This is a genomic window from Microcoleus sp. S36a_B3 (genome assembly GCF_036700745.1).
Lineage (GTDB): Bacteria > Cyanobacteriota > Cyanobacteriia > Cyanobacteriales > Microcoleaceae > Microcoleus.
Map to the genome: position 1 here is coordinate 178,092 of NZ_JAUBPN010000006.1, position 13,209 is coordinate 191,300.

The window sequence follows — 13,209 nt, forward strand, 5'->3', positions numbered from 1 at the left end:
CAAATATATGATTCCGATGCTACCGGAAACGATATTACCGATAGGTCAAATTATTCAACCTGCAAATTACAAAATCCTTCGGTATCTTTTCCTGTTCTAAACGAATTGTTTGCTTGCATAAATCAGCAAATAAATCATGCTCCTCCGGTGTCAGGTAAAATAAGTTAGCAACCTTGCACAATTTACCCGGCACAGCAGATTCCTGAAATGTATCGAAAGTTTCTCGATCCATCATAACAGAAATTGTTTTATCAAAATAAGACCTTAACTGCGAAAGAATCTGGAACCCTTGGGCATCCAAATCGCCCCAGTAAATTATTTGGCAATTCCTTAGCCACTCAACATCTTTTAAAATAGCTACATTAAACCCCTTTCCCCACAGCGCAAAGCTGTTGGTTAAATCAGGCAAAGTGCGAAAATTCATCAGATTCTCAGTAATAATAAAGCGGTATCCTTGAAGATTGCGACGTTCAAAATCCGAAATGAGTATGCTCATCTCCGAGGTGCTAATGCCATACTTCACCTGTAGGTTTTGATCCAAAGCTCTGATAGTTACCGATGGCTCAGCATATCGCAAACCAAATCGCTTTTCAAAATCATTTTCTTCTTGATTAATAGCATCATCTGGCAGGATAGCTGACAGCAATTCATTTAGAATACCTTGATTTTGTTCGATGAACTTAGTGTGAACATTTATCGGTAGTTCGCGAAGATAAAGGTGGGGTTTGGGATTGTTTTGGAAATACAGGCATACGCGCAATAAATTATCCCACTTTCCTAAGTGCTTGATTACTTTTTTAGGATTTTGACTGAGCCAGATATTCAATTCAGGGAATTCATTTCTCATCCTTGCTACAGCTTTTTTAAAATCCGCCACTTCGGATTCCTTATTCACGAATTTGAGATAATCTGTCTCGGTTTCAAATATAATTCTGGATGGTAACGACTGCATATCAAAGCGAGTTTTCCGCCGTATCGACTCAACTTGATACCCGTACCCAACGCAATGTTTTGAGCCTTTCTTAAGTTGCTCAACAGCATCTCTTAGCTTCTGGAAGTCGTCGGGAATTGTGCGACCTGCCGTAAAATCTCGCGGGAAAAAAGGTTCTGCCTGGAGCAAGGATTGCAGGAAGGGAATATATAGTCGATCGGCTTTCTTTCTGATTTCGTCGGGTGTAATCATAAACAGACACAGTTAATTTGAAGCCATTTGTTTTAGACGCAGCTTTTCTAGGGATATATTATAAACCTTGGAGTCGTTCTCTTCACGGCTGTTTTCAACATAGTAAGCAGAGCCTACATAATCCTCAACAACGTAGATTTTGTCTTTGGGCGTAACTACCAGAAGCTGAAGATTTAATTGTTTAAATAACTCCATTGCATACTTTGCATTTTCTTCATCTAACTTGCTAAAAGCTTCATCAATGACCACCAGACGAAATGACTCAGATTTTGTTTTATCTTGTACTAATCCGAATTGATGGGCAATAGCTGACGCTAGGATGGTGTAGGCTAATTTAGCCTTTTGCCCGCCCGATTTTCCAGAGGAATCGGAGTAATATTCCTTCTGAGTGTGGTCATCTTTATTTCTGACGCTGACTGAGAAATTAAGCCAATTACGCACATCGGTGACTCTTGCTCTCCACGGCTCATCTGACTTGAGGCGATCGATCAGCTCTTTAATTTTTTTAAAGCTAGCTTCGTCAGCTTCAGAAGTTTGCTCAACGCCTACATCACGATAGCACAACGCCTTCAATTGATTTTTAAATTCCTTAATTTGGGTGTCTCGGTTAATTTCCGATTGGACTTGTATATAAGTCGAGTCTGTATACTCAATCACTTTTAAGGATTGATTTATCTCGTAAATTTTTTGTTTAATTTCACTTTCCCAGTCTTCTAACGCCTCTTTAAAATTAGAAATAGCGTCACTAATTTTCCGATCTAGCAGTTCTTTAAACTTTTGTTCCTGTGCGGGTAAACCATCTATTTCTATCCTTTGTAGCATCTTTTTGAACTCAGGAATCGCTTCTAATGATGCGTCAACATTGGCAGTTTCTTCGGGATACTCTCGCTTGTAACTATCCATCTGTTTGTCAATGCTTCTTTCCAAAGAAGTTAACTTGCTATTTGCGTCGTTTATGTGACTCTGGTAAGACTCATTTACTTCAGATTCCGAAGGATGGATGTTAGCGAGGGTCAGACTTTGATTTTTGAGACTCTCTTCAATTTTAGGAGTATAAGTCTGAATCTTTTCGGATGTGCATGATGTCGATCGCCTGTCGCATTCATCCCTCTGTTGTTGGTAAGCGTCGATATCGCGATCGAGATTAGCAATTTTTTTGTCAGCGCCAGTTTTATCTGCTTCCTTTTTCTGAATGTCAGCGCTGACAGCAGCTAGTGTTCTTTTCAAGTCATTTAGGCGATCGCAACTTTCCTCTAACTCCTGCTTTTGCTCTACTAGCTTTTGCTTCTTGCTAGCCTCCGGTTTCCAGTCGATCGCAGAAAAATCATTGAATTCCAATAACTTTTCTAGCAGCTTCTTTTGATGGTCGCACTCTTCTTGTGCTGTTTCAATCTCCTTGATCGCTTTTTCTACTATATCAATCTCTGCTTTACGCTCATTCAGTTTAGCTTCACAATCCTTGATTTTCTCAGAATTGTCCCATCCCAAAATATATTGACTTTTGTCGTTGATTCGATGGCGATCGTCTTTTTCATGTCTATTCCCCTTTTTCATCAAACCATTTTTTGTAATAGCATAATTCTCCCGCTCGAACCTATCTAAATCTTCACAACAGATGCAGCTACCAAATTTGTTTAATAATTCATTACTCAGCCAAGGACTATATTCAGGAGCGGGTTTAATCTCTAATTTATAAAACAATGAATTCTGAGCTAAATTTCTAGTTTCCTGAGCTACATTTTTAGTGCAAACTTTCTCATAAACCACGCGGCCCCGCAGATTAGTTCGATCGACATATTGAGTGAATTTATGGTAATGCCTTTCAGTAACTAGAAGTCGCAGTCCCAAGTTGTGCAGCAGTTTTTCGATCGCCCCTTCCCACTCGCCTTCTCCATCCTTTACCTTCAGCAGTTCGCCGACAAAAGGAATTTCCGCCTCAGCAATTTCTAAAGCTTTTAGTATCTCTTTTCTGAGTTTGAAATTTATACCAGGAATCTGATTTCTCCGCTGCTTTAAAGATTGCAGTTCTTCGTTTAACTCAGTGTAAATTTTTTGAAGTTGCTGCCAACAATTTTTTTGCTCATCGCGTTGGTTTGTTAATTCTCCCAGTTGAATAACAACCAGTTCTTGATTTTCACTCCCTCGGATTGCAGAACTATTAAATGTGTTCTGGTCACTGTAAACTGGAAATCCTATACCTTCAGCAATTTTATTATATTTTTTGGCTGCTATTTTATAATTATAGATCCGTTCCTCTAAAGTCTTAATTGCCTGTTCTAAATCTTTTATTTGCCGTCCTTTATCGTCATTTTCAATGTCTAATTTTAAATTTAGCTCTTGCTGTCGCAAGCGTTTTAAAGCCCCATTTATTTCTACTAAATCCTGGTTTGCTTGAGTATGTTCCTGTTGTTTGTCTACAATTACTGTTTGCAACAAACCTATTTTACGCTGAGCAAAATAGGCAGGAACAACTCGTAATACTTCCTTCACTTGATCCAGATTCCGCTTGACATTTTCGTAGTTGTCAGAATCAGCAATTAGCGGTCTTAAAATCTCTATCTGTTTCTTTGCTTTCTGCATTGCTTCATGGGAACAAGTTAAATCTTCATAATATTTAGTTAGCTTTTGTATTTCCTCCTCAAGATTAATTTTGTCCAGCATATGACCGCGCACAAACTCATTTAATTCTCCAATTTCTTTGATGCTGACTGTCTGATTGAATAAATCGAAAGCTTTTTCAGATTCCACACCAAAGGTTTTGCGAAAGTGTTTGCTGTAGTCAACAAATGTGTCAAATATTTCTATCTTTGGTTGCAATAAAGAGGCTAATTGCTTTTTTAATTCTGGGAAGTTTTCAAAATTATTGAAGTGTTCGGCGATGCTGAGTTTACCAGCAGCAACCACAAACAACTTTTCAACTTTCTCTTTTACACACAAAACCTGAGCCAAGGTGACTTTCTGTTCGCATCCTTTGTTATAGAAATAAGCGAGTAAAACTGAATAATCATCTTTGGTACGCAGGTACTTCGGTTTAGATTTGTGGTCATCTTCACTTTTAATTGTGCTGTAAGCTCCGAGTACATAGGTCTTTTCATCTCGCTCTCGCTTTCGCTTTTCCGAACCTGAAGCCAAGTTATAATTCCGCTTTCTACTGGGCACCAGCAATGTCAGCAGTGCATCAACCAACGTCGATTTACCCGAACCATTAGCCCCCGTGAGCAAGGAAGTGTAACCGCATGGGGCGATCGTACCCTGACTAAAAGTTCCCCAGTTTAATACTTCAAGCCGATGCAAGCGGTATCCAGCTTTGGAATTGTCTGGTTCAAATTCAAGCATTAGATTTGCCATGTGCTTTTAACTCTTCTTTGATTTCCTTCAATTTGTCAGCGGGAATTTTAGCTTTGAGGATGCGGCGAACCTCATATTCGCCTTCTGTACCCTTTAACTCTTTTAAAAAGTGCAACTTGACGGCTCGATCGATCGTACTGTCAAATTTTTTCACAAGCTGTACGTCATTAGTTTGCTCTTGAAAAAACGGACGCATTAAATCGTGAATTTTATATTTAGACAGAATGCAGCGAGTGGAATTAGAGGTGCTGGCCTCAAATTCTAGCAATTCCTCGCGCAATAAAACACATAGTATCGTAACTTCCCAACTCAGGGCAACTCTCCTAACCAGCCTGGGAAGTGTTTTTGCTTGCTCGTCGTCATCCTCGCGATCGGGCTGCTGTAAATAAGCATACCCTTCTTTTTCATCTAAATAAACTGTCACGCCAATTTTCCCGAAGTATTCTTTGACGTTTCGTTCGTTGTTCAATAGCAGACCCCAATCACTGTCATCCTCATACAGAATACCTTGTAGTAATTTGATGATTGCTGGTGCGTAGGGTGCTATAAGGTCGTTTTCTATCATAAATTTGCTGTGCTTATCTTTTAAAAATAACTTGCGGCAGTGTCAGGTGCATGAGGTTTTCCTTATTGTAACTGGCGATGTCTATGCGATCGCTCGCGGAGTCATCGATCGCGTGTTTTCGATCGCCCGAAGCGATCGCCAAATAAGCAATAACTTCAGGTAAACCGTTTTCCACCGGATACCTCTCAATTATTTCAGCTAGCGTTACCTGATGTTGACTTTCCAACATTGCAGCAATCCGCTGCTTCAATACTTCCTCATCCACATAACAATAATTTCGGAGTTCCTCAAGTTTCTTCCTCGATAAATCGCCATTTTCCTCGCTAAAATTGTAGCTTTTAAATATTCGCTCTTCTGTGGGTTTCCACCTCGGTCTGTCCATCACCATTTGCACTTCCGGGTCGCCTTCTATCCAGATAAATTCCTCAGTTTCTGGAGGATTCTCCACCACGGTAAGTGCTAATTTTTTAATTTGGGCAATCAGTTCTTTCACTCGCCTGTTCTCTGCGATATGCTGTTCTGCCAGCGTTTTTCGCAACTGTTCGGCAAGACGATAATTTGATTTAATAATTTTGTCGCTAGCTTTAATTAGACTGCGTTTAATTATTCGTAGTATGGGATTTTTTTTACCCAAATCATGAAGTTCTGGCAAGCCATATACCCCATCAATCATTTTTTCCAATTCTTCCTGTTTGGAAGGATCTGCCAGAAAATTTCGGAAGGCATAGAAGCTGCGCCCCTGATCGGATTTTCTAATTTCTTCATCGGCATCAATTACCTGTGCGACAACTAAACCCTTTCCCCCCTCCTCTTTTAGCTGTGCCTTTTTCACTTTGTCCGTGATTGCTTTAAAATTTTGCTCGACTTCTCCAAAGTCAGCAAGCAGCCGACGCGCCACATCATTAGCTTTAAGAAACCACTCTTTGAGCTTAGCTTCGCTGTAGCGCTCAACCTCACCAGTTTGTTCGATGGTGTCGATTTCTTTCTGAATGGCTGCTTTTTGTTTTTCTAATTCCTCCAAACGCACTGCTGGATCTTCTGTACTTTTAGTGACAATTTCTTTGAGCAGTGCAAATATCTCTAAAAACTGGGATTCAGTGCCAATAAACTCTCTCCTCTTCAAATCTTCCAGCCAACCAATCGCCCGATTAGTACCCGGTGCAAGTTCAAAAACTGGATCGTCATTTTTTGTTAAATAATATTTCTTCAAGAACTGATGATCGCTATTGCACCAAGTGTCCAGGTAAGTCTGTGCTTTCCTACAATATCGTTCCGGTTCATGTTCGCGCAGCTTCTCTAAATAATTTTCAAGTTTTTCTACGAGTTCTGATTGGGAAACGGTAATCTTATCTGAAGACTTGAACTGTAGATATAAAAAACTAATAATTAATGGTGCATTGTCAATTCTTAAAAGATTGAGACTAGGCTCATTTTTTAAGTCATATTCTATGCTGTCATGTTCCATATTTAAAGGATTATATTAACAATTTAATTGTCTTAAAGCTTGAAATTCAGTATTTACGAGTATGAGTTATGAGTGCTAGTAAATTTATTTTACCGCACACTGCATAACTCATACACTCTTAAAATTTAAACCTCAGATGCCCGCAATTGTCCGCAGGCGGCATCGGCCTCTAAGCCGCGAGAATACCGCACGCTAACTGCAATTTTCTTCTCCTTCAAAACCGCAACAAAATTATTGATTCGATTGGGAGTCGGACGCTGATATTCAGCTTCTTGAATCGGATTGTAAGGAATCAAATTGACGTGACACTGAAAACCGCGCAACTGAGTTGCTAACTCGGCTGCGTGTTCTGGTAAATCATTTACGTTTGCTAAGAGCACGTATTCAAAGCTTAATCTGCGTCCAGTCGATCGCACATATTCCCGACATTCTGCTACTAACTCACCCAAAGGATAAGGGCGGGCGCTAGGAATTAACTCTTCGCGCAATCTTTGATTGGAAGCGTGGAGGCTGACGGCGAGGGTAACTTGCAGTTGATGTTCGGCTAGTTGGCTGATGCGATTGCGAATTCCTACTGTAGAAATGGTGATGTTGCGCTGTCCAATTCCTACGTCTTGATTCAAACACTTGACAGCAGCTACAACATTATCGAAATTCAGCAGGGGTTCGCCCATTCCCATAAATACGATGTGGCTGACTCGGCGGCCGAAATCTTGCTGTACTGTCAAGACTTGATCGACAATTTCGTTTACTTCTAAATTGCGCTTGAAACCGCCTTTTCCCGTAGCGCAAAAGTCGCAGCCCATCGCGCAGCCAACTTGGGCTGAGACGCACACTGTCAGCCGTTTTTCGGTGGGAATGCCGACGGTTTCGATGATTTGACCGTCTGCTAATTTTAGAAGATACTTTACGGTAGAGTCTGGTGCGACCGATCGATAGTGAATGGTCGATCGCCCGATCGGGACTTTAGCAACAGTCTCGCGCCACTGTTTAGAGAATACAGAAATCTCAGAGATCGATCGCGCGCCTCTCTCATAAATCCACTGGTACAACTGCTTCCCGCGATAAGCGGGTTGCCCGTTTTGCTGTACCCACTCCGTTAACTCAGCCAAACTCGCGCCCAACAACGGCGGAATTTTACCAGACTCAACAGCCAAAGCAGCAGTCTTGCGAGACTGATTCGCACCCTTGGAATTACCAGAAGAGTACACCTGAGAAACGGAAGTAGAAGGCATAGGTCATCAGAAAATTTAAAGCCATCCTCCATATTAAAACTTCTCGACCAAAGCTGCCGTTAATTCTGAAAAAGGTGAAGTCTCGATCCCTCTAAATCCCTTAACAAGGGCGACTTTAAAAATAATCCGGTTCCCCCCTTTAAAAAAGGGGGTTAGGGGGCTGTTATTGTAGACTCACAAAGAAAACTCCAGACAGAAATCTGCACAATCAAGAATCCAGTTAATTTTTGACCAAATCCCCCAAAAATTGCGTGTAAATGACCGCAGCCCCCTAAAATAAACTCTGGAGTTTATTTTAGGGTATGCAATCTGACTGCTTTCCATCACAATTAATGCAACTTTTATGGTGCTAAATATTCTTGCGCTGCCCTTAGCGTTTCAATTTACATCCCCCGGCCCGATTATCTTTCAACTCGGCCCCGTAGCTATCCGTTGGTACGGGCTGTTGATAGCTTCTGCCGTCTTAATAGGGGTCAGTTTGTCCCAATATTTGGCCGAAAAGCGCCGCGTCAACCCAGAATTGCTGGGCGATTTAGCAATTTGGCTGGTTCTGGGCGCTATTCCCTGCGCTCGAATTTATTACGTGGCTTTTGAGTGGCCGCAATATGCCCAAAGACCTGAAGATATTATAGCGATTTGGAAAGGCGGAATTGCTATTCACGGGGCGATTTTGGGCGGCACGATCGCAGCTTTAATTTTTGCGAAAATCCAGCGAGTTTCTTTTTGGCAATTGGCAGATTTAATCGCGCCTTCGGTAATTCTCGGTCAGGCGATCGGACGCTGGGGAAATTTCTTTAACTCCGAAGCTTTTGGCGGCCCTACGGATTTACCTTGGAAACTTTATATTCCGCCAAACAGCCGCCCGATCGGCTACGCTAATTTTGAATACTTCCACCCCACATTTCTCTACGAATCTCTGTGGAATTTGACAGTATTTGGGTTGCTGCTGACTTTGTTCTTCCGCGATTTGCAAGGAAAAATTAGGTTGAAAACAGGTGCTTTGTTTTTGGTTTACCTGGCAGCTTACAGTTCCGGTAGAGTTTGGATTGAAGGGTTGCGAACTGATAGTTTGATGTTCGGGCCACTCAGGGCTGCACAGATGGTAAGTTTGACTGGGATTGTGTTAGGTTTGGGCGGGTTGGCTTGGCTTTATTTGCTCGATCGACCTTTACCCGATGTTGTCTCCCCCAATAGCGATCGGGCAAATATCGATCGCAAATCCCCGGGCGATCGATAAAAAACCCCAGAGAGGTTAGTCTCTAGGGCTCAAAACCAGGGTGCATCTACCATCCCTTACTTCCAGCCAAAATCGGTGCATCCGGAAGCGCCGGTAAATTTAGCAAATTTTTTAGCAGCCATGAGTTTGACAGAAATTGAAGCCCCCCTTTCAGGGGTGTACATTGTAGGTGCAGGCCCGGGAGACCCGGATTTGTTGACTGTTAAGGCTCAAAAATTACTGGCTGTCGCCGATGTCATATTATTTGCTGATTCCCTAATCCCGCAGCAAATTTTGCAGGGAGTGCGCGCAGATGCTGAAGTTATCCAAACTGCAGATAAGACTCTCGAAGAGATTGTACCTTTGATGGTGGAACGAGTGCGCGCCGGGAAAAGCCTCGTCCGCCTCCATTCCGGCGATCCCTGTCTCTACGGCGCTGTGGGCGAACAAATGCAAGCTTTGGCCGAGGCGGGAATTGCTTTTGAGGTAATTCCGGGAATTAGCGCTTTCCAACTTGCCGCAGCGAAACTTAAAATTGAGTTGACAGTTCCCGGAATTGTACAGACAATTATTTTGACCCGAATTAGCGGCCGTACGGAAGTACCCGATCGCGAAGAATTGGCGAGTTTAGCGGCCCATCAAGCGAGTTTGTGCCTGTATTTGAGCGCGCGCCATGTCGATCGAGCTCAAGCTAAATTGATGGAACATTACCCATCGGATTTACCAGTGGCGATTTGTTATCGCTTGGGCTGGCCGGATGAAAAAATTGTCCTGGTTCCCCTTGACAAAATGGCGGTTGCTACCCGCGAAAATAGTTTGTTCAGAACGACAATGTATGTTATCAGTCCGGCGTTGGGAAAAGAAGCCCAAGGGCGATCGCGCTTGTACCATCCAGAGCACGATCGGCTTTTCCGTCAGTAGTCAGTAGTGGTTGACAATTCCCAATTCCCAATTCCCAATTCCCAATTCCCAATTCCCCATTCCCCATTCCCAATTCCCCATTACCCATGAAAGATTTAACTCGCAGAGAATTTATGACTGTCACCGCATTAACCGCCGGATTTGCCTTAGCAGTTCATCCTATTTCGTTGGCAACTATTACCACAGATAAAACTGGCTTAATAGCAGGTGAAGTAAAAATTCCCGTGAAAGACGAGTTCATTCCAGCCTACAGAGCAATGCCCGCTACTGGCAGCGATTTTCCAGTAATTTTAGTAATTCAAGAAATCTTCGGAGTTCATGCACACATTCAAGATATTTGCCGCCGTTTTGCCAAATTAGGCTATTTGGCGATCGCCCCAGAAATGTTTGCCCGTCAAGGCGATGTTTCTAAAATCACCGACATCCAAGAAATTATTAGTAAAGTTGTCTCGAAAGTTCCCGACGCTCAAGTTATGTCCGATTTAGATGCTACCGTAGAGTGGGCACAAAAGTCAGGAAAAGGCAATATTAATAAGTTGGGAATTACCGGATTTTGCTGGGGAGGCCGAATTGTTTGGATGTACGCGGCCCACAACCCAAAAGTCAAAGCAGGAGTGGCTTGGTACGGGCGTTTGGTTGGAGCTTCTACGGCTTTAACTCCCAAACAGCCGATCGACCTTGCAGCAACTTTGACAGTGCCCGTATTGGGTCTTTACGGTGGCAACGATGACTCAATTCCCCTGGATACAGTCGAAAAAATGCAGCAACTGCTCAAAACCGGCAGCAGCGGTTCCGAAATCGTAGTTTATGCAGATGCGCCGCACGGTTTTAATGCCGACTATCGCCCCACTTACCGAGAAAAAGATGCCAAGGATGCTTGGCAAAAGCTGCAAAATTGGTTTAAGAAGCACGGAGTTGCATAACACATTCCCAATCAATATTTGCTCGCTACCCCTTGACAGGTCAATATAGTATCTACAAATCTTGGTATTTTAGATATTTATTTTTGGGGATTCGTGAAGATATAATTGCGGCTAGAAACGTTCGTATTGCGGACTTTATTCCGCTTCTTTTTGTGGCTAGAAACGTTCGTAGTGCGAACTTCAGTCCGCTCCTTTTTACGGACTAAAGTCCGCACTAAAAACCAATTTTATCGTTTTTAATTGACCGGAAACGATATAAGTTAGTATTATATCTTAGGGGGGAATTTCACCAACAATCTGTAACTTACCTCCAGAATATCTATCAACCCGCCCTGACTGAACGACTAGGGCAAAATCAAGCCATTTCTTCCTGCAATCCCTCACGGGATTTAGCTTTCCTGCTAAATGCAAAAACACCAACTACCAGCATAAAAACAACAATTGTTCTACATTGAACCAAAAAATGCAAACCCGCAGCTAAAAATATTCGTATATACTTGGTTGTCAAACAATACAAATACCTAAATTTAATTCTAACAAAATAAAGGTGGCGCGAAGCAGCCTATTTGCGATCGAAAACAGCCAGACAGGCAATCTGAACAATATCAGTGTAGCCCGATCGCCCTTAAGACAGTTGGGTTTGTGGGCGCAACTTGGTAAACTGGCCTGTGTAGAATTATAGATCGACAGGTAAGCCCGTGCTAGACGAACAAGCTAAAAAGACCATCTTGCGGAAAATCCCCCACGGATTGTACATCTGCGGCGTCAAAGACGGGGAGGAACTCAACGGTTTCACCGCTAGCTGGGTGATGCAATCTTCCTTTACCCCTCCCTTAGTCGTCAACTGCGTCAAGCAAGACTCAAAATCCCACGCCATGATCGAAGCCAGCGGAGTCTTTGCTTTGAGTTTCCTAGAAGCAGGACAAAAAGAGTTAGCCCAAAAATTCTTCAAGCCGCAGCGGCGCGTTGGCAATAAATTTGAGGATGTAGAATTTTATGCCGGGGCCGAAACTGGTTGTCCGATTATCTCCGACTCTCTGGGTTACATTGAGTGCAATGTTGTCGGTGCTGTAAAACACGGTGATCATACGGTGTATGTCGGAGAAGTGGTAGCCGCCGGCGTTCACCGAGAAGGCGATCCGTTGCTATTAGAAAGCACTGGTTGGAATTACGGCGGCTAAAAACTTGGCAATTGGCAATTGGCAATTGCCAATTGTCAGTTGTCAGTTGTTAGTTGTCAGTTGTTAGTTGTTAGTTGTTAGTTGTTATTTGTTAGTTGTCAGTTGTTAGTTGTTAGTTGTTAGTTGTTAGTTGTTATTTGTTATTTGTTAGTTGTTAGTTGTTATTTGTTATTTGTTATTTGTTAGTTGGTAGGGGCGGTGGATGGTGCGTGCCCGCCCTCTCAGTTGTTAGTTGCTAGGGGCGGTGCCCCGTGCCCGCCCTCTTAGTTGTTAGTTGTTAGTTGTTAGTTGTTAGTTGCTAGATATAGCGGCTCGATCGCGTTGTGAGGTATGCCCTGTTTGGCCAATGCCCTGTTTGGCCAATGCCCTGTTTGGCCAATGCCCGACATTACCTCATATGAGAGCTGGAAATACTATAGTTAATTGTTAAGCGATTCACAATAGATAAAAAATCAGCAACAATCTTGTCGGTGTTGTCGGGAGTTAAAATCGGGACGTGGACAAAAATACATTGAGTGGGTATTTGAGAATCATGAATATGCTTTAAAACCGCATAATAGAGGTCTTCGCAAACATATTTCCCGGCTTCGTGACTGATTTCTGTGACGGCTAAATCTGCGACTAGCGCTTCAAGATTAACTGTTGTTTTCAAAATGTCCGTATCGCAGCAAGCGCAGGATTCCACGGTTAATTTTTCCCTGCTTTCTGCCATGCCACAGCAGATAATTATGTCTGGTTGGAGTTGGTTGATTTGGGCGATCGCCAAATTCGCTGCTAGCTGGGAATCTACGGGTAGTTTCCTCAAAAAAGTTAGGGAATCAGGCAAAGATTGAATTTGGGAAATGTTAGCTAATAAATCGTCAGAAGAATTTGATTGCTGATGCGATCGCCAAGTGTCAAATGAAGTTAGCAGGATTTTGGTATTCATATAATCTCCCGTAAATTGACGTGCAGAAAACCTTGTCGCTGGGTAGGGGCGAGTATCAAAAATCCTCTGGTTTTACAGCAGAAATACTGATGAACCAGTCCCTACGACTCTCGAATATGGGAATCAGGAATTGAAAATTCATCAGACTGTTGGCTGTTGGCTGTTGACTGTTGGCTGTTAACTGTTGGCTGTTAACTGTTGACTGTTGGCTGTTAACTGTTAACTGTTAACTAATGACTACTGA

The 13,209-nt window shown here is 42.6% G+C and carries 11 protein-coding genes; 5 read left to right on the top strand and 6 right to left on the bottom strand.

The window, feature by feature from the left end; all coding sequences use genetic code 11:
* Nucleotides 1-34 precede the first annotated feature (34 nt).
* The 5 genes from QUA01_RS09440 to rlmN form a co-directional block, all read right to left on the bottom strand.
* Nucleotides 35-1,183, bottom strand: coding sequence for a Wadjet anti-phage system protein JetD domain-containing protein (locus QUA01_RS09440; protein WP_333089360.1), 1,149 nt, complete (start codon nucleotides 1,181-1,183; stop codon nucleotides 35-37).
* A gap of 12 nt (nucleotides 1,184-1,195) precedes the next feature.
* Complete coding sequence (locus QUA01_RS09445) at nucleotides 1,196-4,519, bottom strand: ATP-binding protein (RefSeq protein ID WP_333089359.1); 3,324 nt, start codon at nucleotides 4,517-4,519, stop codon at nucleotides 1,196-1,198.
* Nucleotides 4,512-5,096 carry a DUF4194 domain-containing protein gene (locus tag QUA01_RS09450; protein WP_333089358.1) on the bottom strand — a complete coding sequence of 195 codons (585 nt, stop codon included), beginning with the start codon at nucleotides 5,094-5,096 and terminating at the stop codon, nucleotides 4,512-4,514. The genes QUA01_RS09445 and QUA01_RS09450 overlap by 8 nt, the downstream gene beginning before the upstream one ends.
* Before the next feature lie 13 nt (nucleotides 5,097-5,109).
* Complete coding sequence (locus tag QUA01_RS09455) at nucleotides 5,110-6,561, bottom strand: DUF3375 domain-containing protein (protein ID WP_333089357.1); 1,452 nt, start codon at nucleotides 6,559-6,561, stop codon at nucleotides 5,110-5,112.
* A gap of 125 nt (nucleotides 6,562-6,686) precedes the next feature.
* A complete protein-coding gene (gene rlmN, locus QUA01_RS09460) occupies nucleotides 6,687-7,796 on the bottom strand; it encodes a 23S rRNA (adenine(2503)-C(2))-methyltransferase RlmN (protein ID WP_333089355.1) in 1,110 nt (369 codons plus the stop codon).
* A gap of 343 nt (nucleotides 7,797-8,139) precedes the next feature.
* Here rlmN and lgt point away from each other — a divergent pair, with 343 nt between their 5' ends.
* From lgt to QUA01_RS09485, 5 genes are all read left to right on the top strand, one after another.
* Nucleotides 8,140-9,033 (top strand): prolipoprotein diacylglyceryl transferase, encoded by an 894-nt coding sequence (lgt, locus tag QUA01_RS09465; RefSeq protein ID WP_333089353.1) that lies wholly within the window; start codon nucleotides 8,140-8,142, stop codon nucleotides 9,031-9,033.
* A 120-nt stretch (nucleotides 9,034-9,153) separates the two neighbouring features.
* A complete protein-coding gene (gene cobM, locus QUA01_RS09470) occupies nucleotides 9,154-9,933 on the top strand; it encodes a precorrin-4 C(11)-methyltransferase (RefSeq protein ID WP_333089351.1) in 780 nt (259 codons plus the stop codon).
* An 86-nt stretch (nucleotides 9,934-10,019) separates the two neighbouring features.
* Nucleotides 10,020-10,856, top strand: coding sequence for a dienelactone hydrolase family protein (locus QUA01_RS09475; protein ID WP_333089348.1), 837 nt, complete (start codon nucleotides 10,020-10,022; stop codon nucleotides 10,854-10,856).
* A 547-nt stretch (nucleotides 10,857-11,403) separates the two neighbouring features.
* Entirely contained in the window at nucleotides 11,404-11,538 is a 135-nt protein-coding gene (locus tag QUA01_RS09480; protein ID WP_333089346.1) for a hypothetical protein, read from the top strand.
* Nucleotides 11,539-11,554: 16 nt separating this feature from the next.
* Nucleotides 11,555-12,037 carry a flavin reductase family protein gene (locus tag QUA01_RS09485; RefSeq protein ID WP_333089345.1) on the top strand — a complete coding sequence of 161 codons (483 nt, stop codon included), beginning with the start codon at nucleotides 11,555-11,557 and terminating at the stop codon, nucleotides 12,035-12,037.
* Between the two features lie 388 nt (nucleotides 12,038-12,425).
* Here the strand turns inward: QUA01_RS09485 and QUA01_RS09490 are convergent, their stop codons facing one another.
* Complete coding sequence (locus QUA01_RS09490; RefSeq protein ID WP_333089344.1) at nucleotides 12,426-12,965, bottom strand: pyroglutamyl-peptidase I family protein; 540 nt, start codon at nucleotides 12,963-12,965, stop codon at nucleotides 12,426-12,428.
* Nucleotides 12,966-13,209 lie beyond the last annotated feature (244 nt).

What these genes read in the sequence shown, in the direction of transcription:
- QUA01_RS09440 (WP_333089360.1), bottom strand. Translation starts at nt 1,183, where the DNA reads ATGATTACACCCGACGAAATCAGAAAGAAAGCCGATCGACTATATATT.
- QUA01_RS09445 (WP_333089359.1), bottom strand. Translation starts at nt 4,519, where the DNA reads ATGCTTGAATTTGAACCAGACAATTCCAAAGCTGGATACCGCTTGCAT.
- QUA01_RS09450 (WP_333089358.1), bottom strand. Translation starts at nt 5,096, where the DNA reads ATGATAGAAAACGACCTTATAGCACCCTACGCACCAGCAATCATCAAA.
- QUA01_RS09455 (WP_333089357.1), bottom strand. Translation starts at nt 6,561, where the DNA reads ATGGAACATGACAGCATAGAATATGACTTAAAAAATGAGCCTAGTCTC.
- rlmN (WP_333089355.1), bottom strand. Translation starts at nt 7,796, where the DNA reads ATGCCTTCTACTTCCGTTTCTCAGGTGTACTCTTCTGGTAATTCCAAG.
- lgt (WP_333089353.1), top strand. Translation starts at nt 8,140, where the DNA reads ATGGTGCTAAATATTCTTGCGCTGCCCTTAGCGTTTCAATTTACATCC.
- cobM (WP_333089351.1), top strand. Translation starts at nt 9,154, where the DNA reads ATGAGTTTGACAGAAATTGAAGCCCCCCTTTCAGGGGTGTACATTGTA.
- QUA01_RS09475 (WP_333089348.1), top strand. Translation starts at nt 10,020, where the DNA reads ATGAAAGATTTAACTCGCAGAGAATTTATGACTGTCACCGCATTAACC.
- QUA01_RS09490 (WP_333089344.1), bottom strand. Translation starts at nt 12,965, where the DNA reads ATGAATACCAAAATCCTGCTAACTTCATTTGACACTTGGCGATCGCAT.